General features: G+C 64.7%; 22 protein-coding genes and 2 pseudogenes. 18 read left to right on the top strand and 6 right to left on the bottom strand.

What is annotated here, in order from left to right; all coding sequences use genetic code 11:
* The first annotated feature begins 24 nt into the window (after window positions 1-24).
* From H0O21_RS04540 to H0O21_RS04510, 7 genes are all read left to right on the top strand, one after another.
* Complete coding sequence (locus H0O21_RS04540) at window positions 25-1,008, top strand: glycosyltransferase family A protein (RefSeq protein WP_185190553.1); 984 nt, start codon at window positions 25-27, stop codon at window positions 1,006-1,008.
* Window positions 1,005-2,513 (top strand): DUF563 domain-containing protein, encoded by a 1,509-nt coding sequence (locus tag H0O21_RS04535; RefSeq protein WP_185190552.1) that lies wholly within the window; start codon window positions 1,005-1,007, stop codon window positions 2,511-2,513. The genes H0O21_RS04540 and H0O21_RS04535 overlap by 4 nt, the downstream gene beginning before the upstream one ends.
* Window positions 2,510-3,649, top strand: a complete 1,140-nt coding sequence (locus tag H0O21_RS04530) for a lipopolysaccharide assembly protein LapB (RefSeq protein WP_185190551.1) — start codon at window positions 2,510-2,512, stop codon at window positions 3,647-3,649. Before H0O21_RS04535 ends, H0O21_RS04530 begins: the two co-directional genes overlap by 4 nt.
* Window positions 3,649-5,121: a sulfotransferase domain-containing protein gene (locus H0O21_RS04525; RefSeq protein ID WP_185190550.1), complete on the top strand. Its 1,473-nt coding sequence runs from the start codon at window positions 3,649-3,651 to the stop codon at window positions 5,119-5,121. The genes H0O21_RS04530 and H0O21_RS04525 overlap by 1 nt, the downstream gene beginning before the upstream one ends.
* Window positions 5,122-5,331: 210 nt before the next feature.
* The gene (locus H0O21_RS04520) at window positions 5,332-6,081 is read left to right on the top strand and encodes a calcium-binding protein (RefSeq protein ID WP_185190549.1); all 750 of its coding nucleotides are present in this window, start codon (window positions 5,332-5,334) and stop codon (window positions 6,079-6,081) included.
* A 102-nt stretch (window positions 6,082-6,183) separates the two neighbouring features.
* A complete protein-coding gene (locus H0O21_RS04515) occupies window positions 6,184-7,854 on the top strand; it encodes an ATP-binding cassette domain-containing protein (protein WP_185190548.1) in 1,671 nt (556 codons plus the stop codon).
* Window positions 7,854-8,624 carry an ABC transporter permease gene (locus H0O21_RS04510; protein WP_185190547.1) on the top strand — a complete coding sequence of 257 codons (771 nt, stop codon included), beginning with the start codon at window positions 7,854-7,856 and terminating at the stop codon, window positions 8,622-8,624. Before H0O21_RS04515 ends, H0O21_RS04510 begins: the two co-directional genes overlap by 1 nt.
* Here H0O21_RS04510 and H0O21_RS04505 read toward each other — a convergent pair.
* Both H0O21_RS04505 and H0O21_RS04500 read right to left on the bottom strand, forming a co-directional pair.
* The gene (locus H0O21_RS04505) at window positions 8,621-9,679 is read right to left on the bottom strand and encodes a hypothetical protein (RefSeq protein ID WP_185190546.1); all 1,059 of its coding nucleotides are present in this window, start codon (window positions 9,677-9,679) and stop codon (window positions 8,621-8,623) included. The genes H0O21_RS04510 and H0O21_RS04505 overlap by 4 nt on opposite strands.
* Complete coding sequence (locus H0O21_RS04500) at window positions 9,679-10,368, bottom strand: hypothetical protein (RefSeq protein WP_185190545.1); 690 nt, start codon at window positions 10,366-10,368, stop codon at window positions 9,679-9,681. Before H0O21_RS04500 ends, H0O21_RS04505 begins: the two co-directional genes overlap by 1 nt.
* A gap of 37 nt (window positions 10,369-10,405) precedes the next feature.
* Here H0O21_RS04500 and H0O21_RS04495 point away from each other — a divergent pair, with 37 nt between their 5' ends.
* Entirely contained in the window at window positions 10,406-11,545 is a 1,140-nt protein-coding gene (locus H0O21_RS04495; protein WP_185190544.1) for a glycosyltransferase family 4 protein, read from the top strand.
* Here H0O21_RS04495 and H0O21_RS04490 read toward each other — a convergent pair.
* Entirely contained in the window at window positions 11,466-12,236 is a 771-nt protein-coding gene (locus tag H0O21_RS04490) for a hypothetical protein (protein ID WP_185190543.1), read from the bottom strand. The genes H0O21_RS04495 and H0O21_RS04490 overlap by 80 nt on opposite strands.
* Between H0O21_RS04490 and H0O21_RS04485 the strand changes: the two genes are divergently transcribed.
* The 8 genes and pseudogenes from H0O21_RS04485 to H0O21_RS04445 all read left to right on the top strand — a co-directional run bounded on the left by H0O21_RS04485 (window position 12,235) and on the right by H0O21_RS04445 (window position 21,138).
* A complete protein-coding gene (locus H0O21_RS04485; RefSeq protein WP_185190542.1) occupies window positions 12,235-12,864 on the top strand; it encodes a peptidylprolyl isomerase in 630 nt (209 codons plus the stop codon). The genes H0O21_RS04490 and H0O21_RS04485 overlap by 2 nt on opposite strands.
* The gene (locus H0O21_RS04480) at window positions 12,861-15,842 is read left to right on the top strand and encodes a peptidase domain-containing ABC transporter (protein ID WP_185190541.1); all 2,982 of its coding nucleotides are present in this window, start codon (window positions 12,861-12,863) and stop codon (window positions 15,840-15,842) included. Before H0O21_RS04485 ends, H0O21_RS04480 begins: the two co-directional genes overlap by 4 nt.
* A 2-nt stretch (window positions 15,843-15,844) precedes the next feature.
* Window positions 15,845-16,951, top strand: coding sequence for an HlyD family secretion protein (locus H0O21_RS04475; RefSeq protein ID WP_185190540.1), 1,107 nt, complete (start codon window positions 15,845-15,847; stop codon window positions 16,949-16,951).
* Window positions 16,929-17,762, top strand: a complete 834-nt coding sequence (locus H0O21_RS04470; RefSeq protein ID WP_185190539.1) for a glycosyltransferase — start codon at window positions 16,929-16,931, stop codon at window positions 17,760-17,762. Before H0O21_RS04475 ends, H0O21_RS04470 begins: the two co-directional genes overlap by 23 nt.
* Window positions 17,741-18,643 carry a glycosyltransferase gene (locus tag H0O21_RS04465; RefSeq protein WP_185190538.1) on the top strand — a complete coding sequence of 301 codons (903 nt, stop codon included), beginning with the start codon at window positions 17,741-17,743 and terminating at the stop codon, window positions 18,641-18,643. The genes H0O21_RS04470 and H0O21_RS04465 overlap by 22 nt, the downstream gene beginning before the upstream one ends.
* 129 nt (window positions 18,644-18,772) lie before the next feature.
* On the top strand, window positions 18,773-19,009 hold the full coding sequence (locus tag H0O21_RS04460) for a hypothetical protein (RefSeq protein WP_185190537.1): 237 nt from the start codon (window positions 18,773-18,775) through the stop codon (window positions 19,007-19,009).
* 104 nt (window positions 19,010-19,113) lie between these two features.
* Window positions 19,114-20,211: pseudogene (locus H0O21_RS13345) on the top strand (transposase); the annotation flags it as partial.
* A 174-nt stretch (window positions 20,212-20,385) separates the two neighbouring features.
* Window positions 20,386-21,138, top strand: coding sequence for a ribonuclease III family protein (locus H0O21_RS04445; RefSeq protein ID WP_255441130.1), 753 nt, complete (start codon window positions 20,386-20,388; stop codon window positions 21,136-21,138).
* On the opposite strand, the pseudogene H0O21_RS04440 reads toward H0O21_RS04445, so the two are convergent.
* A pseudogene (locus H0O21_RS04440) lies at window positions 21,102-21,870 on the bottom strand (ion transporter). The gene H0O21_RS04445 and the pseudogene H0O21_RS04440 sit on opposite strands and share 37 nt — an antisense overlap.
* A gap of 5 nt (window positions 21,871-21,875) precedes the next feature.
* Window positions 21,876-22,058, bottom strand: coding sequence for an NAD(P)H dehydrogenase subunit NdhS (locus H0O21_RS04435; protein WP_185190534.1), 183 nt, complete (start codon window positions 22,056-22,058; stop codon window positions 21,876-21,878).
* Window positions 22,059-22,109: 51 nt separating this feature from the next.
* Between H0O21_RS04435 and rimM the strand changes: the two genes are divergently transcribed.
* Both rimM and H0O21_RS04425 read left to right on the top strand, forming a co-directional pair.
* On the top strand, window positions 22,110-22,640 hold the full coding sequence (gene rimM / locus H0O21_RS04430; RefSeq protein WP_185190533.1) for a ribosome maturation factor RimM: 531 nt from the start codon (window positions 22,110-22,112) through the stop codon (window positions 22,638-22,640).
* 71 nt (window positions 22,641-22,711) lie between these two features.
* Window positions 22,712-24,169 carry a mannose-1-phosphate guanylyltransferase/mannose-6-phosphate isomerase gene (locus H0O21_RS04425; protein WP_185190532.1) on the top strand — a complete coding sequence of 486 codons (1,458 nt, stop codon included), beginning with the start codon at window positions 22,712-22,714 and terminating at the stop codon, window positions 24,167-24,169.
* Here H0O21_RS04425 and glmS read toward each other — a convergent pair.
* Window positions 24,156-26,042 carry a glutamine--fructose-6-phosphate transaminase (isomerizing) gene (gene glmS, locus H0O21_RS04420; protein WP_185190531.1) on the bottom strand — a complete coding sequence of 629 codons (1,887 nt, stop codon included), beginning with the start codon at window positions 26,040-26,042 and terminating at the stop codon, window positions 24,156-24,158. The two genes, H0O21_RS04425 and glmS, sit on opposite strands and share 14 nt — an antisense overlap.
* Window positions 26,043-26,088: the final 46 nt, after the last annotated feature.

Below are 26,088 nucleotides of genomic sequence, written 5' to 3'. Positions count from 1 at the left end.
GCTCATCTGTCTTCGGTTGCCGCCGTGGCCTTCGCTCCCCCCATCAGTGTGGTGGTGCCGATGCGCAATGCCGCCCCCTGGCTGCCCCCCCTACTGGCGGCCCTGGTGCGCGAATGGCACACCGGGTTCGAGCTGATTGCCATCGATGACGCCAGCAGCGATGGCAGCGACGCGCTGCTGCAGCGGCTCTGCGCCCACTGGCCCCAGGAGCGCTGGCAGTTGATCCGCGCTGGTGGGCGCGGCGTCTCCGCGGCCCGCAATGCGGGCGTCGCCGCCAGCCGTGCCCCCCTGATCGCCCTTCTCGATGCCGATGATCGTCCGCTGCCAGGGCGCCTGTCCTTGCCGCTGCAGGCCTTCGCCCGGTATCCCCACCTGAGCCATGTGCATGGGGGCTGGTGGCGCTGTGATGACGCCGGGCGTCATCAACAGGCCGTGAGGCCCTGGCAGGAGGGGGCCGGTTTCAGCTGGCGTAGCTTCATGCAGCACAAGGCTGTGCTGCCCAGCGCCTGGACCGTGCGCCGCGACGCCTTGCTCGCCGTGGGCGGGTTTGATCCCCAGCTGCGCCATTCAGAAGACGTGGATCTGCTCTTGCGTCTGGCGGCAGCCGGCCACGAGGGCGCCTGGATCGAGCAGGAGCTGGTGCGTTACCGCCTCCATGGCGCCAATGCCAGCAGCCGCACCAAGGCCCAGTTGCAGGGGTTGCTGGCGGTGATGGAGCACCACCTGGAAGCGGTGGCGGCCAGCGAGCCAGGCTGGGCCCGCAGCCAGCGCTACGACACCACCACCTGGGCCAGCTGGCAAGCCTGGAGCGATGGCGCCCCAGATCTGGCTCTGCAGTTGCTGCATCAGGCGTTGGAGGATTGCCCGTATCCCCTCCCGAGGCGACCGGTGCACTACCTGGAAGTGTTCGCTCGCAGCTGCGCCCGCATCGGTCAGCGCTTCGATGCCGAAGCACTGCAGGCCAGCCGCTTCTGGCGTCAAGCCCAGGACCTGCTCTTGGCGCGATGACCTCAAGCCGCAACGCCACCACCAACGCTCAAACCCTTCACGCCGAAGCGCTGGAAGCGTTGGATCGGGGGCGACCGCGCCGGGCCCTCAGCGCCTGGCACAGCCTGCTGCTGCAGGAGCGCCCTGCCGTGGAGGCCCACCTGGAGGCCGCCGCTGCCGGGCTGAGTCGCGATCCGATCGCGCCCCTAAGGCGCCAGGCGCTCGCACTGGCCAGGATGCTGCTGGCTGGCGATCCCGGCGAGGCGGGCGTCAGTCGTCTTGGCGCCCTGCTGCAGGGTTGGGGGGAGATCTGCCTGCCAGAGGTGCCCAGCCGAGCCCTGCAACACCTGGAGCGAGCCTGGGGCTGCGGTCGCCAGCAGCGCCTCGATGCCCAGCTGGCAGGCTTATACGACCGGCTGGGTTACCACACCGGCGCCCAACTGCTGGCCGAACCGGCAGCACCACCGGAACCATGGCTGCAGCCCCCCTGCGCCGCCCAGGCCTGCCTCCCCTGCCAGAAGCAAGCCAGCCCGGCGGATCCGCCGTTGCAGCTGACCCAACTGCCCCAGGGGCGCATCTGGGTGCCCCGCCAGCGCAATCCCTGGCGGCTCAGCCATGGCGTGGCGGTGCAGGACGCCTCAGGCCAATGGCTCACCCAACTCTGCCGCCATTATCCCTGGCCCTGGCCCGCCTGCCCGCATCGTCAGGCGCTGGAACACTTGACGATCGAGCATTTGCGTCAGGCCGAAAGGGATCGCCCACCGGCCCAACATGCCGCAGGCCCTGTGCTGGCGGTGGCGGAGCTGTCAGCGGAACTCTTCTTCCACTGGCAGTTGGAACTGCTGCCGCGCCTCGGGCGCTGCTGGCAGGCCGCGCTGCAGCAGTGGCCCGATCTGCGCCTCTGGCACAACGGCGGTTCACCTGCCTACGTGCGCCAAGCGCTCCAACGCCTCGGTATCAGACCGGAACGGCTGCTGCCGGCCAGCGATCACCTCCAGGCAGAGCTGCTGCTCGTGCCCAGCTTCACCAGCCATTTCGGCCGACCCGCCCACGCCAATCTCACCTGGCTGGAGCAGTTCTGGGGGATCGAGCAGGGGACCGCTGACGCTGAAACAAGGCTGTGGCTGGGGCGCGGCACCAGCCAACGCCGCCCGGCCCTGGCGGAACGCCTCTGGCAAAGCCAGCTCGGCATCCCCGCCCTCTTGCTGCGCAGCGTGCAGCAGCAGTGGCACCAGGTGGCGGCGGCCGGAACCCTGATCGCACCCCACGGTGCCGCCATGGCCAATCTGCTCGCTGCCCGGCCCTCCACAACCGTGATCGAACTGGTCAACCCCGCCTATGCACCCACCTATTTCGATCCCTTGATTCAGCGGCGCCAGCTGCGCCACCGTCGCCTTGAAGCCGCCGCAACACCACTACCGCTGCAGGAATGGCTCTATGAGGGGCCAGGCTTGTATCCGATCGATCTGCGACCTGGCGCCAGTGAAGCGGCAGACACCTTGGCCGCACTGGACACGTCATCATGAGCGGTATGCGTGAGACCCTACCGGCCGATCTGGATCAGGCCCTGATCGATCTGGAAGCTGACGCGCCCGCACCCAGCGCCTTCGAACGGGTGGCCCGCTGGCGACGGGCCTGCGGCGACGCTGAATCAGCAGCCGAATGGCAAACCTGGAGCCTGCTGCCGCCCGAGCAGGCTGAGCTCCGCACTGCCCTGGCCGAGTGCTGGCGGCGACTGGGACGGTTCGATCAAGCGGCCCGCTTGTTGAACGCACAGGCTCCGAGTTGGCACCAACTGATTCTGCTGTTGCAACAGCACCACGTGCCTGAGGCGCTTGGCTTGCAATCCCAGCTTTTGCAGGATCCGCCTCCCCTCGAGATCGAACACCTGCTCGAATTGGTGAGTCTCTGGCGTGATCACAACCAGCCGGAACCGGCCCTTGAGTTGTTGAAACAGCTGGCGGCCCATCAGGGAGGTGGTCCCAGCCAATTCCCAACACCTCTCGCCAATGCCTGCGCGGATCTCCTTGAACAGTTGCACCGTTATGACGAAGCGGCCAGCTGGTGGGAGCACAGCCTGCGCCTCGACCCCTGGCAGAACTGGCCGGTGATGCGTCTGGCCCATCACAGTCTTCGGCAACGCCATCCGGCCACCTGCGTGCATTACTGCCGCACTGTTCTCGAACGGGACCCCCAGCATCAATGGGCCCCCGGTGTCCTGAACCAAGGACTGGAACAACTTGGGGCGCGCAAGTCGCTGTTGCTGCTGAGCGATCCGTCGGTCACGGTCGCAGCCGCACCCGCGTGCGATGGATGGTCTGAGGCCACCATCCGTGATCTCCGCTGCGTCGGTTTGTTTGCCATGGAGGCTCCTCTCGGCCTCGACGTTGTGATGGAGACCTGGCTGCAAACCAACGAACCGCACCAGAGCCTGGAGCTATGGCTGATTGCCAGCCCAGAGCCCTTATGGCTGCGAGCCGCCGTTGATCAACAGCTCCGCACGCTCGACTGTCAAAAGCGCATCAACGTGAAGGAGTGGCCTCGCTGGGAGGCCCAGCGCTGGCCCTCGCTCAGCTTGCTGTTGCTGCCCCCTCAGTGTCCAACACCGCATCAAGAGCCTGCGATCCAGCTGTGGAGGCCTCAACCCATCCCAACGCTGTGATGCGCAACGTATCTGATGGCGCCCTGGGCCGCACGTGGCGCCAATGTCGTCGTGCGGCCTACCAAGGGGAGCTGTCCCACGCCCGCCTATTCACGCTTGTGAAGCTGGCTGTTGGCCAACAACGCCTTCAGCTTCTCCACCACTGGTTGCCCTTGATCCTGCGGCAGGCCGTGTCTGAAGGAGAACGCAGCGGTAGCGCCGTGGCCCTCGCCGACTGGCTGCAGCAGCAGGGCGCGATCGAGCTGGCGGCACTCTGCCTGGAGCAGGTGCACTGGCCGGCCATGAATGGGCCTGCCTGGTTGCTTCGCGGTGTGATCGAACAACGACGCGGCGAGCAGGCGCTGGCCGAGGCCTCCCTCGCCCAGGCGTGCCTGGATAAGACTGTGCAAGCAGAAGCTTCTTACCGACTGGGGGAACTGCAACGGGCCCACGGCCATCCGGATCGGGCCGCCGGTTGGTTTCTGGCAAGCCTCCAACGCAATCCCGACCACTACTGCAGCCATAACTCTTTGCAGTATCTGCGGCTCAGCCCTGCGATGCGCCAACGCGTGCTGCAGGCCTACGTCCAGATCACGTCGCGACGCCCCCAGAGCGCCTTCGCCAATCAATTGTTGGCTCACTACCTGTTGCTGGATGGGCAGCTCAAGAACGCGATCACCGTGTCGCGCCGAGCCGCTCGCCTGGAGCTCGGCCCGCAGGCCCAGGCGCTCGCCCCAGAATCTCAACCCCCCACTTCCCCGGATTTCCTGATCATTGGCGTCCCGAAGGGGGGCACCACCTCGCTCTTGCAAGTGCTCAGCCACCATCCGGGGGTCTGGTGCCATCCGCGCAAGGAACTGCAGTTCTTTGATCGCTTTCATCACCTGGGAGCTGACTGGTACTGCGCCCAGTTCCCCCGTTTCCTGCCAGAGGCCGGCATTGCCCGGGGAGAAGCGAGCCCCACCTATTTCCACTGCCCGGAAGCGCCCCAACGGATTGTGGAGCTGATGCCCAAGGTGCGGTGTATCGTGCTGTTGCGAGACCCTTGGGAGCGCGCCCTGAGCTGGCTCAACCATCTCCAGCGGCTGGAGGGTCTTGACCATGACCCAATCGCCTTGCTGGAACAAGAGCTCCAGGCCATCGAACACCACACCCCGGCCAGCTTGAGCGGCATCCACCAGCAACTGTGGTCACGCGCCCTTCAGGACAGCTGCTACGACGCCGCACTGAGGCGCTGGGACGCCGTGCTGCCTCAGGAGCAACTGCTGCTTGTGTCCAGCGAGCGCTTGTTTGCCCATCCCGAGGACGAGCTGAACAGGATTCTGACCTTCCTGCAACGACCAACAGACAGCAGGGATCTGATGCCCCACTGGCGCGCCTGCAACGTGGGGATGGCCAACCAGCATCAAACATTTCCAGGCGAGCTGCTGCAACGGATCCGGGAGACGCTGGATCGGCACTGCCACGGCAGTTTTGCGCGGATCAACACTTAAACCGTCTACCGCAACTGACTTCGAGGTCCTGTTCGACTATGTTTTGGTCCAAGTGATTGCATCCACCTAGTGTCCGTCACTATTAATACTGTAACCCCCATCAGCACCACATCCACAACGGTTGTGGAACCTACTGCCGGATCCACCTCGAGCCTGAACACCAGTGCCCCCATTGTGGTGACTGACCCCACAGCCACCGCAAGTGCACCCGTGGTTTTGGAAGTGACCGAAGGTACGGGCACGCTCAATCTGGCCGTGGGCACCACGGGTGCTGATGTGGTGGTGAATGCCGGTGCCGGTGCTAACGACGCCACGATTCAAGTGGGACTCGCCACCGATGCGGGCGGCAACACCCTGGCCAACGGTGGATCCTCCGTTCAGATCGACCCCAACTACGGCGGATCTGTGGTGGTGAACTATCAGGGTGCCATCACTGACGGCACCAAGGTGAACACCGCTGCAGCTGCAAGCGGTGGCGGCACCATTGCCGACAACCTTCCCGGCGGAGCTCAGGCCTTCCAGAGCAATCCCAACGCCTTCTCCGCCGACAACACGCCTGACTACTACATCAACACCGGCCGGGCTGACGACCAGATCGAAGGCTCTGCCGCCAACGACTTCATCCGTGCTGGCGCTGGCAACGACGAGATCAATGCGGGCGCTGGCAACGACATCGTGCGCGGTGGCGCTGGCTCCGATCAGACCACCCTTGGCGCTGGCAACGATGTGTATTACCTGACCGTTGACCAACTTCAGGGCAGCTCCACCGACACCATCACCGATTTCAACAGCAACGGTGATGACCAGGTGCAAATCGCAGCCAACATCGAGGGCCGTGTGTCCATCAGCGGTTATGGCAGCAACAAGTTGGTGATTAACCTCTCAGGTTCTGAAACTGGAACTCTCGATCTCGTTTCGGGTGGAGCCGCCTTCCAGGACGACGACGTCGCTTTCGTGTGATCTCGGCATCACTGCTTCCCCCCTGTTCTGGCTGAACCCCTCACGTCAATCCCCGTCCCGCTGTGGGTGCTCGGTATGCACCGCAGTGGGACATCTATTTGTGTGCGGGCCCTCGAGCGCCACGGCGTGCAGTTGCCCCCCAATCTGCTGCCGCCCGCCGCCGACAATCCCGACGGCTTCCAGGAATCCGCCGATCTGGTGGCCCTCAACGAGGCCTGGCTGGCAGCGAATGGCTGCCAGTGGGATGGCAGCTGGCCCCTCGCGATCACCGAGGCCAACGACGCTGGCCTGCAGGCTGGCCTGGCGCGGGAAACGCGCCGCCTGCTGGAGAGCTGGTGCACAGCTGCGACCCCGTCTCCCGGCGACACGGCCCGACCAGCCCTTGCCCTCAAGGATCCACGCCTCTGCCGCACCTTGCCGCTGGTGTCGGCCGCGCTGGGATCCCACTGGCTCCACCACGGCCTTGCCATCGTGCGTGATCCAGCCGCCGTGGTTGCCTCGATCGGCTACCGCGACGACATGCCGCCCCTGAAGGCCCTCGCCCTCTGGCTGCGATACAACCTCGATCTGGTGCAGTGCCGTCAACATCATCCCCGCGTGGGCCATTGGCCCCTGCTCAACTTTGAGCGCCTGATCGCTGATCCAGACGCCGAATTGCAACCGGCCCTGGCGGTGTTGCAGGCTTCCGGCCTGCGGCTTGCGGCCACACCGGATCGGCCGCTGGTCTGCTGTCGCTTGCCCCAGCCACCCGCCGAGCTGGAAGGGGTGCCCCAGGCCTGGCTTGACCTGGCCCGTCGCTTCCATGCGGCCCTCGGTGCCGCCGCCTGCCTGGCCGCCGTGCCCGATGCTGTGCTGGCCGAGGTGAGCGATCTCCTCGATCACACCCCGGCGCTGAGCCAACAGCTGCTCGCCCTGGAGGCCCGGCGTCGCGAGCAGCTGGGCCGGCTTCTCGCCGAAGAACGGCGTGGCAGCGAGACCACCAACGGCCTGCTCGGCGCCGATGATCTGCACCAGCTGGAGCAGCGTCATCCATCGATGCAGGCCACTGAACCGGCCTATGTGCGCCTTGATCAGGTGTGCATCGACCTGCGCGGCCGCAATGACCGCCGCTCGCTCAAGCAGTTGCTGCAGCCCCAGGGGCCCAGCGGTCTACGCCCCCTTGCCCTCGACCATCTCGATCTGGTGATCGGCCATGGCGAGCGCATCGGGCTGTTGGGCCACAACGGCAGCGGCAAAACCACGCTGCTGCGTTTGCTCGGGGGCATCTACAGCCCCACCGCCGGACGAATCAGGCGGGATGGGCCGCCGCTGGCGCCGGTGATCGAGCAATCGCTGGGCTTCTCGCAGGAACTCACCGGCCTGCAATTGGCACGCTTCAGCCATCGCCTCTATCGCGCCGCCAGCCAGAGCTGGGACGACTACCGCGCTGCGATTGAAGCCTTCACCGAACTCGGCGATGCTCTGGCCACACCGATCAAAACCTGGTCGCTGGGCATGCGCACCCGCTTGTCGTTTGCCCTGATCACCTTTCGCGATGTGCAGGGGCTCGCCCTTGATGAGGGCCTCGTCGCCGGCGACCAGTGGTTTCAACGCAAGGCCCGCAGCCATCTGGATCGCTTCATCGAGGCGGCCGGCACGCTGGTGCTCGCGTCCCACTCGGAGGATCTGTTGCGTCGCTACTGCACGCGTGGCCTGATCCTGGAGCGGGGCCGGCTCGTGTATGACGGCAGCCTCTTCCGCGCCCTGCAGCTCTACAAAGGACAACTGAACTGATGCGACTGCTCGCCAGCTACCGGCCCCTGCTCCCCGCCCTCGCCTACGGGGCCTGGCTGCGCATCCGCATGCAGTTCGCCCGCACCCTGCTCGGCAGCAGCTGGATCGGCCTTTCCACCCTGATCAGCATGGCGGTGCTCGGCACGATCTACGGCACGCTCACGGGCATCGACGACTGGAGTGCCTACTGGGTGTATGTGGCCCTGGGCTTGGTGAGCTGGAACACCCTCTCCACCGCGATCAACAGCAGCTGCACCGTGCTCGAACGGGCGCGGGAGCGCCTGCTCAACCAACCGTTGCCGGTGGGGGTGGTGGTGCTGGAGGAGTGGCTCACCACCAGCCTGGCCCTGCTGATCGCCCTCACGGCGGTGCTGCTGGTGATGGGATTCCTCGAACCCCAGCTCTGGCTTCATCTGCTCCAGGGCGGCTGGCTCGGCCTCCTCAACCTGCTCCTAGGTTGCCTCTGGCTCACCCTGCTGATCGCTCCGATCGCCGTGAGTGTTGCCGACATCCACCAGCTCATGCCCGTGCTGCTGCAGATCGGGTTCCTGGCCTCACCGATCCTGTTCTATCGCCGCAGCCTCGGTGCCCTCGGCTGGGTCAGCGACCTCAACCCGCTCTATGCCTGGGTGCGGCTCGCCCGCGATCCCTTCCTCGGGCAACCCCACTGGGTCCTGGAATGTCTCGTGCTGCTCGGCCAGGTGCTGCTTGTGCTGCTGCTGCTGGCCCGCCTCGACCGTCGCCGCATGGCCGTGATCCGCTGGCTTTAACCGGCAAAGCCGATGATCGGCGGGCGCAGGTAATCGGCCAGCTCCTCCGGATCCACCAGAGACGCCGCACCGCCTGCCACCAGCAGGGGGTCGAGCATCTGCTCCTCGTTGCTCTCCAGCAACCAACGCTTCAGGAACGGGCAGCCATCCAGCAAGAGAGGAATCGCCCAGTAATGGGCCGGCGAATGGAAATTCAGCGAACTGAGTCCGGTGGCCAGCAGTTGCTGCTGGATCCACACCGCCGCCTCCCGCGAGCAGTGGCGCTGCAGTTGCTCCAACAGCTCGGCGCTGGCGATCTGAGCCCGCAGGCGGCTCACCGGATGCAGAGCCTGCAGCGCCACACCCTGATCCATCAACAGCTGCGACAGCCCGATCTCCCCCTCTCGGATCGCCACCGTCATGCCGCCCCAACCGGGATACTGGCGCCAATAGGCATCCCACCAGGGGTGTTGCAGCACCGATCCCGGCAGGTGCAGGCCATAGCTCTGCAGGTGATAGCCGTTCTGAAACGAGTCGCTAAAGCCCAGCACCGCCTCCGCCGCACCCTCCAGAAAGCGTGGCCAGCTGCTCGCCGCCAGGTCCGCCACCGGATACACGCTGTCGTTCAACAGCAACAAGCGCTCACACTCGGTCCAGAGCCCCTGGGCTTGTAGCGCAAGCCAGCCGTCCTGAAAGGCGCCGAAATCCCGGCCCTGGTTCAGGCGCCGCAACCAGCCAACATCCTGCTGCCGGCACCAATCCAGGGCTGCCCCATCCAGCCGGTCGCTGAGCAGCAACACCGCCCAACCATGGGCGCGCAGATCCTGAAGCTCGCGGCGAATGCAGCGCTGCAGCCATCCTTTGGGGTGGTAGTGCGAAAACAGCACCCAGCGGCGCTCCCCCCGTTGCCAGCTCACCGGCAACTGCAGCTCCTGCACCCGACGAAGGCTTTGAATCGCTGCCAGCTGGCGTTGCTCCCGGCCCCGATGCAGCGGGGCGGTCCAGCGCTGCCACTGGCCCTGCCCCTGCTGCAAGCCGCGGCGCACTTCCTGTTTCAGCCGCACCCGGACGCCCATCAGAGCGGCTCCGCCGTGAAGTAATGCCCAGGCAGAAAGGCGATGCCGGTGTTGATGCTGCTGGCGGCATCACGAAAGGCCTCCTCGGCGAAGCGCACCGGCACAAAGCGGAAATCAATACTCGCCACCGACACTCCCTCCCGGTTGAGCGGGCAGCCATGGAGGCGATCGATATGGTCGAACAGAATCACCTCACCGGCCTCCAGTTCCATCGGTGCGAAATCGTGGGCGCCGGCGGTCTGTTCCACATGCAAGGCCGCACTGGCGGGCATGGGCGTGAGCGCGCAGATCGCGTTCAGTTCGTAACCGCTGTGGCCGAAATCGGAATCGCGGTGAAAGCTGCCCACCCAGCGGTTCCCCGGCAACCCGAAGCGATAGGTGGGAATGGCCTGCACGTAGCACGGTTCGCCAATGAGATCCCTGATCACCCGCCGACACAGATTCAGATATTGAATTCGCTGATGCGCATGCTGGGTATAGAAGCGCTGGTGCGTTGCCGTTGTGTTGTCGGCACCTAGTTGGAACAGGGGATAGGGGCCCACATGCGCATGCAGCTGGGTGAGGGGCAGCCCGATCGCTTCAGCCACCGCGCTAGCAAACGCACGAGCCTCAGCGCAATCCTGCAACCGATGCAGATGCAAGTCGCGCCGGCGCTGCTGCGCTGCGGAGAGGGCTGACTGCGTGATCATGGGGGAATTATCAGGTGTTGCCTCCTCGGCTGTTTCGATGCGGATCCGGTTCTATGGCCATCTGCGGGCCGGTTTCGGCCTGGCCGGTGGGGCCAGTGCCACCGCCCGGATCCTCCAGGCCTGTGGTTGCGACTTGGAGCTGGTGGATCTGCCCTTGGCCAGCCATGCTGCGATTCGGGAGCTGGAGCCGCCACCAGCGCCCAGGCACGCCCAACCAGTGCATGTGGATCTGGTGCACACCAACCCCAACATCCTCGCCAGCACTCCGGAGCTGCTGGAAGCGCACCCCCTGAAAGCGCCCCTGCGCATCGGCTACTGGGCCTGGGAGCTGGAGTGCTTCCCAGCCGGCTGGGAACGGTTCTTCTCGGGTTACCAGGAAATCTGGTGTCCGAGCGCCTTCACCGCCCAGGCCCTGGCCCAACGCAGCCCGGTGCCGGTGGTCGCCGTGCCCCACCTCCCCGACTGGCCCCACCTCCAGGCCCGATCAGAAGCCAGACGACGCTGGCGGCAGCAGGCCGCAGCCCGCCCCTTCACCTTCCTCAGCCTGTTCGATTACTGGAGCACGACCGAGCGCAAAAATCCCGCCGGCGTGATCCAGGCCTTCCAGAGCGCCTTTCCCCAAGCGGAACGGGGTGGCCCCTCAGTGCAGTTGCTGATCAAAGCCAGCAGTGCCGAGCAGTTCCCCGAGCAAGCTGCAGCCCTGAAGGCCATCAGTGCCGGTGATCGCCGCATCCGCTGGCTCGAGCAGTTGTTGCCCCAGAACAAGCTCGATGCCCTGTATCAACACGCCGATGCCCTGGTGAGCCTGCACCGCGCTGAGGGCTTCGGGCTCACCCTCGCTGAAGCGATGGCCCTGGGCATGCCCACCATCGCCACCGGCTACTCCGGCAACCTGGAGTTCATGCCACCAGGCAGCGCCCTGCTGATCCCCTGGCAACGGCAAATCCTCACGCGCAGCGCTGGCGACTACCAGACCGGGGCGCTCTGGGCCGAACCGGATCTCCAGGCCGCAGCCGCGGCCATGCGGCAACTGGCCGAAGATCCCAGCGCCGCCGCTGCGCTTGGACGGCGCGGCCAGCAGAGGGTGCGGGAACGACTCAGCCAGGAGCGGCTGAGCGGAATTGTGCGTCAGCGCCTGGGGCGCTGGTTGCTCGACCTGCCGGCGTCGGCAGCGTGACCGGCCAGAGCTGCAGACGGCGAAGCCGCTGTTGCAACGCCCCTTCCCAAGCACTCAAACCCGCTGCGCTGGCCGAAGCCTCCTGCAACAGCGCAGCAAGCCGAGAGAGGTCGAGTCGATAGGCGGCAGCATCCAACAAACGCCGCCGGCAGGCCGCATCCGCCTGGCCGCAACGCCGCAACTGCTCCGCCAAGGCCAGCCCCGGCACCAGCACCGCCGCCTGGCGGGCGCCCTCCCAGGCCGCCGCTGATGGGAATGCTGCTGCATCCACCAACCACTGCTGCACTTCACGCACCGCTCGCCCAGGATCTAAACCATCGAGCACCTGCAACAGGTTGCGGATCGTGAGCGGGCTATCGGAGCCATCCACCAGGCTCTGGCGGTAACAGGCCTCCGCCTGCGGCAACTGATTCAGCCCGCGATGGGCATCGCCGAGCTTGTGCTGCAGCCAGAAGTTACGGCTGGGATGGTCTGCCCAGGGCTGCAACACCTGCAAACAACGCCTGTAGTCGCCCTGCATCAGGTCGACGTAAGCTAAGACGTCCCACAACTCAAGAGCAGCTTGTGGAACAAGCTGCAGGTATCGCAACAGCAGACCTTCTGCTTCCGGCCAGGCCCTGTCCGTGATGGCCTTGTTCACTTCACGCCAGAGTGCGTCGAGTTGAGCCTGCTCGGGTGGCTTGTGCGTCATGACTTCACTCCCTGCCACCTCCGAAGCATCGCATCACTGGCTCGAGTGGCCCTGTGAGGCAGTGATTGAGGCTCTAGAGACCACTGATCTACTGTCCGTCTGGCTCGGACGACGCATCGAGACCATTGTGGCGGAGGGCAACCCCTTAGCCACCTGGCAACCCCAGCATTTCGAACCAAAGGCCCACGAACTCTTTCTTGAGCTGGGCCCCCAACTGGATCGCGTCTGTCTGTCGGTGCTCCAGATTGATGATGCCCACCTCGCCCAGGAATGGTTCTTCAAGTTGCAAGAGGGTGATGCTTCCTTCGCAGAGCTGGCACCACAGTCTCTCGGCAACAGCCGCGACAGTGGCGGCCACCTTGGACCTTTACGTGTCGAGGATCTGCAACCACCCCTCGATCGGCTCGCCCTCAGGGCGCAACCAGGCGTTGTCCAACCACCCTTGCGTTTACCAGGCGGACGCTTCATTGTGCTGCGGCTGGACAGTCGTCAGCCGGCACAGTTCGATGGCACCACCTGCAAGGAGCTCATGCTTCGCCTGCACCGTCAATGGCTCACGGAGGCGATCGCCACACTCCGCGCAACCAACCCCGAGCCGGGATCCCGCTGTTTGATCCCCTTGCCATGAGTCAGAACGCCAGCTCCCTTCCGGTTCCGTTACAGAGCGTTCTCGCCTCCCAGCGCTCCCATCTGCAGTGGTTGCGCTACCGCACAGGCCAACCCTTGCTGCAGGCCGATCGCCTCCCGCACCAGGTGATGTTCATCGCCGAAGGTGCGGTGCGCCTGATCGGCGACGATCCCAGCAGCGGACCCTTCACCCTGGCTCGCCTCGGCAGCGGCGATGCCCTCGGCTGGTGTGGCCTGGTGCGCGGCCTTCCCTGTGAAGCCGCGATCGCCATGGAGTCCACCCTGGTGGCGGCACTGCCCGCAAAGCAATTCCTGCGCTTGCTGCCCGATGAAGCGGTGTTGCAGCAGGGCTGCATAGAACCAGACCGCAGTGAGCTGGCCCAGCTGCTGCTGGCCTGGGTTGCCCGCCAGCCTCAGCGTTACGACGATCTGCCCGGACTACTGGCTGAACTCTGGCGTCCTGGTGCCTTGCAATTGCTCAGCGGCGATGCCCTTCGCCAAGCCGGTGATCTCGATGATTCCTGGCTTTGGCTGCCCAGTGCACCGCTCGGCCCGGAGGCACGCCTGGGCGATTCGATCGACCAATGGCGTCCCAGCGGCGCCGACCGCGATCTTCCCCTGGGCCCTCGTCTGCTCGGCATCCAACGCGCCGCCCTCGATGAAGCCCTGCAGGCCCGCAGCGGGCGGACGGACGCACCGGAACGCAACGCCGGCCGAGCACCGGATGAGCTCTGGCAGCAGGCCGAAGACGCCGGTGATCTCCCCGCTCCGATCGATCCTGGGGAGCTCGGCCTGAGCCAAGCCCACCGGGTGTTGCCCCCCCTGCGCGAAAGGGGCGACACGCCACTGGACACCGCCATGATCTGTCTGCGCCGTCTGGCGCAGCGCTATCGCTTCCCCTTTCCTCGCGATTCGGTGGAGCAGGTGCTGCTCGATTGCGACACCCGGCTGGGGGGCATTTCCCTGCTCCATCTCGGCCAGATCCTCGAAAGCCTGGGCCTGGAAGTGAGACCCCTCACCGCTCCCGCCCAGCACCTGCACCGGATCGAGCCCCCCGCCCTGATCCGCTACGGCGAGCGCTTTCTTCTCGTCGAAGAGGCTGGTGCGCGGGGCTTGGTGGTGGCCGATCCCAGTCGTGGACTGATCACACTCAGCCTGCAGGAGCTGCGGCAACTGGGCGATGAAGGCCTGAAGCTGATGCTGGTGCGCCCGGCCGAATCAGCCGCCGACGACGCCCAGGCCACCCGGTTCGACCTCAACTGGTTCTGGACGGTGATGCAGCCCTATCGGCCCCAGATGGGGCTGCTGGTGCTCACCGGCTTCGTCGACAAACTGCTGTCGCTGGTGTTTCCGCTGGCGGTGCTGCAAATCATCGATGTGGTGGTGGGCAGTCGCAATCTCTCCCTGCTCTGGCCCATCGGCGTGGTGATGGGCCTGGCGATCGCCGTGATGGCGGTGTTGGGTTTGCTCAAGGAATTTCTGCTCTCCGATCTTTCCGACCGGATCGACACCCGCCTCGGCAGCCAGATCGTGGGGCACCTCTTTCGGTTACCGCTCAAATTCTTCGATCGGCGCACGGTGGGGGATCTCGCCAGCCGCCTCTATGACCTGCAGCGCGTGCGCAACTTTCTCACCAACACGGCCGTGAGCAGCAGCCTCGATCTGCTGTTCATGCCCATGGTGGCGATCGTTCTCTTCTGGCTCTCGCCCGTGCTCGGCGCCGTGGTGTTGATTCAGGTGCCGATCCTGCTCTTGATCAATCGAGCCGGACGCGATCCACTCAAACGGCTGCTCACCCGCCGCAATCAGGCCTGGGGACGGGCCCAGGGGTTCCTGGTGGAGGTGCTCACCGCGATCCGGACGGTGAAAAGCCAGAACTTCGCCAGCCAAGCGCGTTGGCAATGGCTTGAGCGCTATCGCCGCTTCACCGGAGAAGATTTCCGGCTCACGAAAACCCGCGTCACGGTGAGTGAACTGAATGAGGCGGTGGCGAATGCCAATCGCGTGGCCCTGTTCATGGTGGGCGGCTGGCTGGTGGTGAGCGGCAACGGCTCCGTCGGTGCCCTCTTTGCGGTGTTCATCCTCTCCAATGGAATTGTGCAACCGATGCTCAATCTCTCCACGATTGCCAATCAATACCGCGATGCCCGCGCCGCCATGGATGCCCTCGCCGATGTGCTGGGACAGCAGCCGGAGGAATCGATCAGCAGCGCCAATCGGCTGCCCCTGCCACCGATCCAGGGTCGGATCGATATCGAGCGGGTCGCCTTTTCCTACAACCTTGACGGGCGTCGCCAACTCGACGATTTCACATTGCACATCGCTGCAGGCAGCACGGTGGGCCTGGTGGGGAGCAGTGGCAGCGGCAAAAGCACCGTGGTGCAGCTGCTCGACGGCCTTTACCAACCGCAGGAAGGCCGGATGTTCATCGATGGCATCGACATCAGCAAGGTGCAGACCGGCAGCTTGCGCCGCCAAGTGGGCTTTGTGCCCCAGGAGTCAATCCTGTTCGATGGCACCGTGCTGGACAACCTGCGCCTGAACCTGCCCGATGCTCCCTATGAAGCGGTGGTGGAAGCCGCCCAGGTGGCCTGTGCCCACGAGTTCATCATGCAGCTACCCGACGGCTACAACACCCGGGTGGGCGAACGCGGCGGTGGTCTGTCCGGTGGGCAGAAGCAACGCATTGCCATCGCGCGGATGGTGTTGCAGAACCCGAATCTGGTGATCCTCGATGAGGCCACCTCCGCCCTGGATCCCACCACTGAGCATCTGCTGCTTCAGCGCCTACGCCAACGCTTCAGCGGTCGCACCATCCTGCTGGTCACCCATCGAGTAGGCACTCTGCGCGACGCCGATCGCATCCTGCTGATGGATCAGGGTGTGATCCTCGAGGATGGGTCCTGGGAGGAGCTGATGGCCCGCGCTGGCGCCTTCGCCACCATGGCCGGCCAGCAACAACCTCTCCGCTCCGCCTGATCATGCGCCAGCCCCAACTGCCAGGACGGCCCCTGCCGGCCGCAAGCCAAACCAATCAGGATGAAGCCCTTCGGCTGGAGAGTCGGCCCTCTCCCATGCTGCCCCTGGTGCTGGCCGGCACCCTGTCGGTGCTCACGCTCACCGTGGTCACGGCTGCAGCGGTGGTGAAAGTGGATCAGATCGTGGATGTGCCGGGCAAGCTGGTGACGCGGCGCAGCACACAGGAACTCACCACACCGGAGCGGGGCGTGGTGCGAGAAGTGCTGGTGAACAATGGCCAGCGCGTCGAGTCGGGCCAGGCGTTGGTCGTTCTGGATCCTCGGGTGCAACGCAGCGATGTGGCCGAACTGCGCAGTGAGCTGGAGGCGGAAACCCGTCGCCAACAATCCGCCCAGGCCCGATTGAATGAGCGGATCCGCGGACTCGATCGCCAGCTGGCGATCGACGAGCGGCTGCTGGCCCCCTTGCGGCAGTTGGCGGCCGACGGAGGAAGCTCCCAGCTCCAGGTGATTGAAAAGGAGCGTCAGCTCGAGGCCACCCGGCGAGAATTGGCGGAAGCCCGCCAGGAGCAACAGACGCTCGCCTTCGCGTCCGAACGCACCCAGGCCCAGCTCAGGGCCGATCTGGTGGATGCGCGCTCGAAACTGGATCTCGTCACCCTTCGGGCTCCGGTGAATGGCACCGTGATCGACCTCCAGGCCCAGACCGGCCAGGTGGCGAATGGCAATGAACCACTGCTCAAATTGGTGCCCAACGACGAACTCCAGGCCCAGGTGTTCGCTCCGAACAAAGATCTGGCCTTCATTCGTCCGGGCCAAAGCGCCGAGATCGCCTTCAGCGCCTACGACAAATCGCTCTACGGCACCTTGCCCGCCACGGTCACCCAGGTGAGTGAGGATGCTTTGCCGCCGTCGCAGGAATACGACTACCCCAATTTCCCGATCAGCCTCGATCTCAGCGCCCAGAGCCTGAGCGTGCGTGACCGACGCTTCGGGCTGCAACCGGGCATGGCCCTCAACGCCCAGATCAAACTGCAACAGCGCACTGTTCTGCAGTTGCTGTTCAGCCGTTTCAACCAGAGCCTGGATGCCGTCCGCACCATGCGTTGACGTGCCTCCTGCAGCAGGCATTTCTGTGCGCGCTCTGTTGGTGCTGGTGGCGCATCACCCTCCCGCCGAGCATGTGCAGCGGTTGAGCAGCTGCCTCAACGCCCTGGCCGCCGATGTGGCCTATGCCGTGGTGGTCAATGATCATCGCCCCGGCGAAGCGGTGGAGCAGCTGCTGCCAGGGGCCGGCATGACCCTGGTGCAGCAGGCCAATCCGGGCTACGGCCGCGCCTTCAACCAGCTCTGGCAGCAGTGGTGCGCTCACCACGGCGTGCCGCCGCTGGTGGCCGTGCTCAACACCGATCTCTCCTGGGCCCCGGGCAGCCTGGAATCGCTCCTGGCATGGCTTGAGCACCATCCCGACGTTACCGCCGCCATACCCCAGCTGCGCTTTCCCGATGGCCAGCGCCAGTTTCTCTGCAAGCGCAACCCCACCCTGCTGGCCCTGATCAGCCGTCGCTTCATCCCCCGTCGCCTCAAACCACGGCGCCTGCGGCGCTACGACCACTGGTTCACCATGCGTGATCACTCCTACGACCAGGTGTTCCGCTCCACCTACCTCAGCGGCTGTTGTCTGCTGATGCGCGGCGCGACCGTGGAACGGATCGGCGGCTTCGATCCGCGCTTTTTTCTCTACTTCGAAGATGCCGATATCACCCGCCGCCTGGCTGCACACGGCCCCACCGTAAATCTGCCCATCGCCACCGTCTGGCATCACTGGGGCCGAGGCAGCTACACCAACTGGCGGCTCACCCTCGTGAATCTGCACAGCGCCTGGCTCTATTTCCGCAAATGGGGCCTGCAGTGGTGGTGATCCCGGAGACGCTGACGCTGGAGGTGGTGCTGGCCACCTGCAACGGAGCCGCATTTCTCGATGCACAGCTGGAGAGTCTCTGGAGGCAGCATCGACGCCCCGACCGGGTGTTGGTGTGCGACGACAGCTCCTGCGATGACACGCCAGCGATCCTGCAGCGCTGGCAATGCCGGTGTCCTGGTTGGCTGGAACGGATCAGCCCAGTGTGCGATCAGCCCCAGCGGCTCGGCCCCACCGCCGCCTTCAATCAGCTGCTCCTGGCCAGCCGTGCCCCCTATGTGGCCCTCTGCGATCAAGACGACCTCTGGTTCCCCGAGCGACTCGCCACCGGCCTGCGCCTGCTGCAAGACGCCGAGACACGCCACGGCTCAGGCACGCCCTTGCTGCTGCACTCCGATGCCCAGCTCATCGATGCCAACGGTCATCGCCTGGCCGGCAGCTTGTGGCAATCGCACCGCTGCCAGGGGACGCCGCCCGGACTGGTGAGCCTGGCTCAGCACAACCAGGTCACCGGCTGCACAGTGTTGGTGAATCGGGCACTGCTGCAACGGGCGCTGCCGATTCCGGCGGCAGCGGTGTTTCACGACAGTTGGCTGGCCCTGGTGGCGCGGCACAGCGGTGAACTGCTTGCCTGCCCAGACCAGCTGCTGGCTCATCGCCGCCATTGCAACAACAGCAGCGATAGCCGCGGGCGTCGCAGAGCATCGATCCGACTGGCCTGGCAGCGCTGGCAGGCCAAACAATGCCAGTGGCACTGCTTCTGCTCGCGTTACCAGCTGCCCTGGCACCAACGCCTGACCTGGTGGCCGCAAATATTCATCACCCTCGCCCGTAACGCCCGCCGTCAAAGCACTCCGGACATGAAGCCAACTACATCATAACCGGGACAACATCATCGAGATATCACTTCAACATGCCCCCCCCATTCCCGAGGATCGCCTCAGGGAGGCTTTCCACTGCTTCCCTCACGCTCAACTCAACCCTTTCCCCGCACCTTGATTGATCAGGTGTTGCCCGATTCACTGGCCAGGAGCGTGGAAGCCGAATTCCCCAGTGACGACGCCTGCGAGTGGGTCAGTTACGACAACCCACTCGAGCACAAGAAAACTCTGCATCGCTGGGAATGCTTTGGACCGTCCACCCGAGAGCTGCTTCTTGGGCTCTGCAGCGATGGTTTTGCTGAGACGCTCTCCCGTTGCGTCGGCCGCAAACTGATCGCCGATCCAGGGTTACATGGGGCTTCCTGAATAAAGCCAGACCCACTGCAGCGCAATGACTTTAAGCTCTTTTTGACGGTAAAATGTGCGCAAACGGGCCGATTTGAGCCCAAAAGTGGTCCGGAGTTTTCCACATGTACAGGCGTGAGCATCGTCATCAGCTCTCGTTTGAGGACCACTTCCTGCCTTTCGGCGGCAAACTCTCTGGTGACAATCGCTCGATCAAGCTGGCTGAGCTGATCCCATGGGATGAGCTGGAGGACGACTATGCCGCGCAATTCTGCAAGGGCTTTGCAGCACCGGCAAAACCCTTTCGCATGGCACTGGGTGCCTTGATCATCAAGGCATGCCTCGGGCTCACGGATGAAGAGCTGGTTGAGCAGATCAAGGAGAGTCCATATCTCCAGCTCTTCATCGGCCTGGAAGCATTCCAGTATTCGGCACCGTTTGATCCATTGATGATGGTCTATTTCCGGAAGCGCCTACCGTAATCGCTAGTCAACGACTGCAACGAACTGATTGTGCGCCATGGCCTCAAGGTGATTCGCTCATCCGATTCCCAGGGCCAAGGCGATGACAATGGCAGTGGTGGTGGATTGACCAATCCTGCAGTCCGGTCAAAACCATCCTCGCAGAAGCAGCCGAATCAGGGTTCACTTTTGATCGCTGCCACCTGTGCACCTGTAGATATCTTTCATCCAACAGATCTATCACTGCTCAATGAAGCGAGGGAGGTGACTGAGATCCTGATTGATGCGATGCTCCTCAGGTTAGACAAAGCTTTGGCCATAAGCCTCGTACCCACCGCAAACAGGCCAGGCAGCAGTTTTTTGCTGTAGCCCTAGCCGAAGGCTTCTTCGAAGCAGCAGAAGAAAAAAAACCGTATCAACTAGATCCGCAAGGCCATCAAGTAGCAGCTTGGCCACCTCAAGCGAAATCTCTCGAGCATCGACGCCCTGGTCGCTTGTGGTGGCTGCCTTCTGACCGCCCGAGGGCATATCTATCAGAAGTTGCTGGTAATCAGCGAGCTGGTCCGCCATCAGACCATTCTCCATCACGCAGACAGCAGAAGCATCCCAGATCGCATCATCAGCCTCTGCCAGGCCCATATCAGACCGATGGTCCGCGGGAAAGCTCGTTGCAATGTTGAGTTCGGAGCCAAGATCTCAATCTCTGTCACCGGCGAGGGATTCACATTCCTCGATCGCCTGAGTTACGAACCCTACCCTGAGCCAACCCTTGCAACTTCCTCCTGGCGTTGATCGCAAAAGCCTGGCGAATTACTATCACTTTCTGTCTGGCCCAACGGCTTGCAACAGACCAGGAGCGTTGTTCAGCCTGAGAACGGGGCAGCATTATAACCCTGAGTTGAGGCGCTTGATTTTTTGAGCGCAGCCGCTGAAGCCATGGCACCCAACACTCCCATTGCCATCGATGCCGCCCGTCGCGAGCATTTGGAGCAGCTCTGGCAGCAACTCGGCCTCTCCTCGCCGCTGCCGCTCAAGGACCACGAGCTCGCCCAGCTCAATGCAGCGCTCACCCACACCTCCAGCGGCCTGCATTCCCATCACGAGCAACTGGAATTTCTCGGCGATGCGGTGCTGCGCCTGGCTGCCACCGAATTCATCGCCAGCACCCAGCCCCAGCTGCCGGTGGGGGAACGGTCCGCCCTGCGCGCCCAGCTGGTGAGCGATGAATGGCTGGCCCAGTTGGGAGAGCAGATCGGCATCGCACGCTGGTGGCAAATCGGTGCGATGGCCAGCGGTGATGGAGCCGGCCACGCCACCCTGCGCGCCGAACTCAGTGAAGCGCTGATCGGCGCGATCTACGCCATCGGAGGGCTGCAGGCGGTGCAGGCCTGGCTGACCCCCTATTGGCAGCCAACCAGCGCCGCCGTTCTCGCCGACCCCCATCGGGGCAACAGCAAATCCGCCCTACAGGAGTGGAGCCAGGGCCAGGCCCTGGGCCTGCCGGCCTACGACACCCGGGAGGTCAGCCGCCGCCACGGCGACCCGCGCCGCTTCCATTGCCGCGTCAGCCTGGCCGATCTCCTCGCTGAGGGCTGGGGCGGCTCCAGGCGTGAAGCCGAACAGCACGCTGCAAGGAACGCCCTGAGGCTCCTTCAGGAACGGCCCAAAGGCAACACCGCCCCGCACTGATCGCAGTGGGCGGCCCGGTGGCGGTGACCGGTGCGGCCGCAGTCCCCACAGGAGCATTGATCCTGCCGAGCTTGATTGATGATCTCCACCGTGACGATGCCGGTGGGGATGGCAATGATCCCGAAGCCGAGCACCATCACCACCGCCGCTAACAAGCGACCGAGCACCGTCTGGGGCACCACATCGCCGTAGCCCACGGTGGTCATGGTGACGATTGCCCACTACACGCCGTGCCCCATGGTCTGGAACTGCGTCTGGGGGTGCCCGCTTTCAATCACCACCATCACGTAACCCAGCACCACCTGGGTCATCACCACAAAGAACAGGAACACACCGATGTGGCGGGCACTGGCGCGCAGAGCGTTGCCGAGCAACTGAGCCTCATCGAGAAAGCGCAGCAACTTGAACACCCGCAGCACCCGCACGAACTTGAAGATCCAGAGGATCAGGTCACTGCTGATCCGGGGCACAAAAAAGAACAGCACCGCCGAGAGGTCGATCAGGCCGTAGAAGCTGCGCAGATAGGCCAGCGGTTGGGGCGTGACAGAGGTGGAGAAGAAAATCGGCGATGAACACCAGCAGGCAGGCCCGCTCAAGGCTGTGCACCCAGGCCGGCACCGCATCATCAGCAGCGAGATGAAGCGGATGGGGCTCGACCATCAGCCCCGCCATACTCACCAGGATCGTGCCGAAGATGATCAGGTTGTAGAGGCGTCCGGACGCATCCCACATCACCCTCAGGCGGCGCTCAGATCCCTGAGGCGCAGGGTCACGAGCTTGTCCCAGTTACCCCCTTCAAACAGCACCGCCGCCCGATCCCCGCTGATCCGCTGCACAAACCCGATGTACCCGTTGTAGATCGAACGGGGATCCACCACCTTCACCGTGGCACCGGGCAGGATCGGAGCGGTGGAGGCCATGGATGCGGTCAGCAATCGTTACCCAGTATCGCGTGGCGAGATGATGAGCAGATGAACAGCAATGACTGGTTGGCGGTGGGAACCGTGGTGGGGGCCCAGGGGCTCCGCGGCGAGCTGCGCGTCAATCCCGCCAGTGAGTTCCCGGAGCGCTTCACCACGCCTGGCACGCGCTGGCTGCAGGCCCGTGGCGGCGTGCCCCGCGCCGTGGAGCTGAGCAGCGGTCGACAGCTCCCCGGTAAACAGCTGTTCGTGGTGCGCTTCGAGGGGGTCAACGACCGCAGCGCCGCCGAAGCCCTGGTGGGCCAGACCCTGCTGGTGCGCGCCGATGACCGCCCCGCCCTCGCCGATGGCGAGTTTCACCTCCTCGATCTGGTGGGCCTCGAGGTGCGACTCCAGGCCGATGCTGAAGCGATCGGCAGCGTCACCGACCTGATCAGCGGTGGCAATGACCTGCTGGAGGTGGAGCGCAGCGATGGAGGGCGCCGGGTGTTGATCCCCTTCGTGGAGACGATCGTTCCAGAGGTGCACCTGGAGGAGGGCTGGCTGCTGCTGACTCCTCCCCCCGGGCTCCTGGAGCTCTAGACACCGACTCAAAAAGCTGACAGGTCCTGGGGCCCTGCGCGACACTGGCGCCAATCACGGTCGAGCGAACGGTGACCACCCCTCTGATCCCGGTGATCCTCTGCGGCGGCACGGGCACCCGCCTCTGGCCGCTCTCCCGCGCCAGCTATCCCAAGCAGTACTGGCCCCTGGGGGGCCAGGGCGATGAAACGCTGCTGCAACAGACCCAGCAACGGCTGGAGGGCCTGACAGGTCTGGGAGCGCCGTTACTGATCTGCAACGACGACCATCGCTTCATCGTGGCCGAGCAGATGCGTCAGATCGACGTGGAACCGGGCGCGATCCTGCTGGAGCCCATGGGCCGTAACACCGCTCCAGCCGTCGCGGTCGCTGCCCTGCAGGCCACAGCCCGCGGCGATGACCCCCTGCTCCTGGTGCTGGCAGCCGACCACGTCATTCGCGACGCCGCCCACTTCCGCACGGCGATCGAAGCCGGACGCAGCGCCGCCGAAGCCGGGCGACTGGTGACATTCGGGATCGTTCCCACCGCACCGGAGACGGGCTACGGCTACATCGAAGCGTCCGAACCGCTGCAGCCTGGGGCCCTCACCCCCGTGCCGATCGCCCGCTTTGTGGAGAAGCCCGACCGCGCCACGGCTGAGCAGTTCCTGACCAGTGGCCGCTTCACCTGGAACAGCGGCATGTTCCTGTTCAAAGCCAGCGCCATGCTGGCTGAACTGGAGCGACTGGCCCCGGAGGTGGTGAGCTGCTGCCGCGCCGCCCTGGAGCAGGACGTGGCCGATCTGGATTTCCTGCGTTTGGAGCGGGAAGCCTTCGCCAAGTGCCCGAATGTGGCGATCGATGTGGCGGTGATGGAGAAAACAGCGCTTGGGTCTGTGCTGCCCCTGGCGGCGGGCTGGAGTGATGTGGGCAGCTGGAGTGCCCTGTGGGACACCGCCGATCGCGATGACAACGGCAACGTGCTGCGCGGCCGGGTGATCAGCGAGGGCAGCCGCAACTGCTACCTGCGCAGCGAACACCGACTCGTAGTGGGGCTGGGGGTGGAGAACCTGGTGGTGGTCGAAACCGATGATGCTGTGCTGATCGCCGATCGCAGCCAAGCGCAGAACGTGAAAACGATCGTGAAGCAGCTGGAGGCCGACGGCAGCCCTGAGGGCAAGGCCCACCGCAGGATCTATCGCCCCTGGGGCTCTTACACCGGCGTGGTCGAAGACCATCGCTGGCAGGTGAAACGGATCTCCGTGAAACCAGGCGCCAGCCTCTCCCTGCAAATGCACCACCACCGAGCCGAGCACTGGATTGTGGTGAAGGGCACGGCCCTTGTGGAACGGGATGGCGAACAGCAGCTGATCGGCGAAAACCAGAGCACCTACATCCCCCTGGGCTGCAAACACCGGCTCAGCAACCCGGGCCGCATCCCCGTCGAGATGATCGAGGTGCAGAGCGGTGCTTACCTCGGCGAAGACGACATCGTCCGCTTCGATGATCTGTATGGCCGCAGCGATGCGGCTGCGATCACTCCACGGTGACGCTCTTGGCCAGGTTGCGTGGTTGATCCACATCGAGACCGCGATGGGCGGCAATGTGGTAACTCAGCAGTTGCATGGGCACCACCGTGAGCAGGGGGCTCACCCACTCGCTCACCTCCGGCACCGGCAGCAGAGCATCGAACAGAGCCGTGTCCGGCCCTTCCGGTGCCACTCCGATCAGCTCCGCATCACGAGCTTTCGCCTCCTGGGCATTGCTCAGCACCTTCTCAAACACCACGCCGGGCATCGCAATCGACACCACCGGCACGTGGGCATCGAGCAGGGCGATCGGGCCGTGCTTCATCTCACCGGCGGGGTAGCCCTCGGCGTGGATGTAGCTGATCTCCTTGAGCTTGAGCGCTCCCTCCAGGGCGATCGGATAGTTGATACCGCGCCCCAGGAAGATCACGTCCTGGGTTTCAGCAAAGCGGTGGGCCAGCGCTTCCGACTCCCGATCGTGACGCTCCACCAGTTGCCTGAGCTGGCTGGGAAGCTGGCGCAACTCCGCCACCAGGACGCCGATCTCCGCCACCGGCCGGCTGCCGCGCCGAGCCGCAAAGGCGAGGGCCAGGGCGTAGAACGCCAGCAGCTGGCCGAGGAACGTCTTGGTGGCCGCCACACCCACTTCGATGCCAGCGCCGATGTCGAGGATGTGCTCCACCTGGCGGGCCAGAGAACTCTCGGGCCGGTTGGTGATCCCCAGCTGGCGTGGTGCATAGGCGTCATCGCCCAAGGCGCGGCGGCGCTCTGCCTCCATCGCCAGGGCGGCGAGGGTGTCGGCCGTTTCCCCCGACTGCGTCACCCCGATGGTGAGTGTGTGGGGCGCCAGCGGCGGCGGCGCATAACGGAATTCACTGGCATAGAACACGCTGGTGGGCAATCCGGCGAACTGCTCCAGCAGATAGGCCCCCACCAAGGCCGCATGACGACTGGTGCCACAGGCCAGGATCTGAATCCGCTCCACCCCTGTGTAGAAGGCCTCATCGAACGGCAAGGCCACCGGATTCGACTCCGGCAAACCGCTGGGGAGATGGCGCGCCACCCAGAGCTCAGCCGTCTCCGGCTGCTCATGGATCTCCTTGAGCATGAAGTGGCGGAAATGGCGCTTGTCGGCCACATGATCCGTGCCGTTCAAAAGGGAAGGCGTACGCTGCTGCCGCACACCCTCAGCGTCGTAGAGCTCGATGCCCAAGGGTCTGAGCAGGGCGACTTCCCCGTCCTCCATCGGCAGGATCGTGCGGGTGATCCCGGCGAGAGCGGGCGTGTCGCTGGCGCAGACAAACTCCCCTTCACCAAGACCGATCAGCAACGGCGCCGCCCGGCGGGCCACCACCAGGGCACCGGAAACCTCCGCCCACACCACCGCCAGCGCATAGGCGCCCTGCAGCTGCGGCAACACCGCCTGCACCGCCTCCAGCAGGAGGGCCCCATCGGCGGACCGGCCAGCGGCCTGGAAACTCGCCAGTTGAGCACTGATCAGATGCGGAATCACCTCCGTATCGGTCTCGGATCGGAAATGCACTCCGGCAGCGGTCAGCTCTTCACGCAGGCTGCGGTGGTTTTCGATGATGCCGTTCTGCACCACGGCAACCCGACCACTGCCATCGCTGTGGGGGTGAGCGTTGTGCTCCTCGGGTTTGCCGTGGGTGGCCCACCGGGTGTGACCGATCCCACAGAGCCCGGGGGCGCCGTCGACCTCCACCTTCGCGGTGAGATGCACCAGCTTCCCCTTCGCCCTCGAGCAATGCAACGCTCCGTTCTCAACGGTGGCGATTCCAGCGGAGTCGTAGCCGCGATATTCCAACTGACGCAAGCCCTCAAGCAGCAGGGGAGCTGCCTCACGCGAGCCGATCACCGCAACGATTCCGCACATATAAAAAAAGCCCGGCGATTGCCGGGCTGAGCTTATGGCCGGAGAG

Origin of the sequence: Synechococcus sp. HK01-R, from assembly GCF_014217855.1 — a bacterium.
GTDB lineage: Bacteria > Cyanobacteriota > Cyanobacteriia > PCC-6307 > Cyanobiaceae > Synechococcus_C.
Note: the sequence above shows the minus strand (reverse complement) of the source record. Positions and strands in the feature narration are given on the sequence as shown.

Excerpts from the sequence above, each read along its gene's own strand:
- H0O21_RS04435 (WP_185190534.1), bottom strand. The coding sequence starts at position 22,058 with ATGGCCTCCACCGCTCCGATCCTGCCCGGTGCCACGGTGAAGGTGGTG.
- H0O21_RS04510 (WP_185190547.1), top strand. The coding sequence starts at position 7,854 with ATGCGACTGCTCGCCAGCTACCGGCCCCTGCTCCCCGCCCTCGCCTAC.
- H0O21_RS04535 (WP_185190552.1), top strand. The coding sequence starts at position 1,005 with ATGACCTCAAGCCGCAACGCCACCACCAACGCTCAAACCCTTCACGCC.
- H0O21_RS04495 (WP_185190544.1), top strand. The coding sequence starts at position 10,406 with ATGCGGATCCGGTTCTATGGCCATCTGCGGGCCGGTTTCGGCCTGGCC.
- H0O21_RS04490 (WP_185190543.1), bottom strand. The coding sequence starts at position 12,236 with ATGACGCACAAGCCACCCGAGCAGGCTCAACTCGACGCACTCTGGCGT.
- H0O21_RS04505 (WP_185190546.1), bottom strand. The coding sequence starts at position 9,679 with ATGGGCGTCCGGGTGCGGCTGAAACAGGAAGTGCGCCGCGGCTTGCAG.
- H0O21_RS04485 (WP_185190542.1), top strand. The coding sequence starts at position 12,235 with ATGACTTCACTCCCTGCCACCTCCGAAGCATCGCATCACTGGCTCGAG.
- H0O21_RS04530 (WP_185190551.1), top strand. The coding sequence starts at position 2,510 with ATGAGCGGTATGCGTGAGACCCTACCGGCCGATCTGGATCAGGCCCTG.
- H0O21_RS04480 (WP_185190541.1), top strand. The coding sequence starts at position 12,861 with ATGAGTCAGAACGCCAGCTCCCTTCCGGTTCCGTTACAGAGCGTTCTC.
- H0O21_RS04445 (WP_255441130.1), top strand. The coding sequence starts at position 20,386 with ATGGCACCCAACACTCCCATTGCCATCGATGCCGCCCGTCGCGAGCAT.
- H0O21_RS04475 (WP_185190540.1), top strand. The coding sequence starts at position 15,845 with ATGCGCCAGCCCCAACTGCCAGGACGGCCCCTGCCGGCCGCAAGCCAA.
- H0O21_RS04500 (WP_185190545.1), bottom strand. The coding sequence starts at position 10,368 with ATGATCACGCAGTCAGCCCTCTCCGCAGCGCAGCAGCGCCGGCGCGAC.
- glmS (WP_185190531.1), bottom strand. The coding sequence starts at position 26,042 with ATGTGCGGAATCGTTGCGGTGATCGGCTCGCGTGAGGCAGCTCCCCTG.
- H0O21_RS04470 (WP_185190539.1), top strand. The coding sequence starts at position 16,929 with ATGCCGTCCGCACCATGCGTTGACGTGCCTCCTGCAGCAGGCATTTCT.
- H0O21_RS04525 (WP_185190550.1), top strand. The coding sequence starts at position 3,649 with ATGCGCAACGTATCTGATGGCGCCCTGGGCCGCACGTGGCGCCAATGT.
- rimM (WP_185190533.1), top strand. The coding sequence starts at position 22,110 with ATGAACAGCAATGACTGGTTGGCGGTGGGAACCGTGGTGGGGGCCCAG.
- H0O21_RS04465 (WP_185190538.1), top strand. The coding sequence starts at position 17,741 with ATGGGGCCTGCAGTGGTGGTGATCCCGGAGACGCTGACGCTGGAGGTG.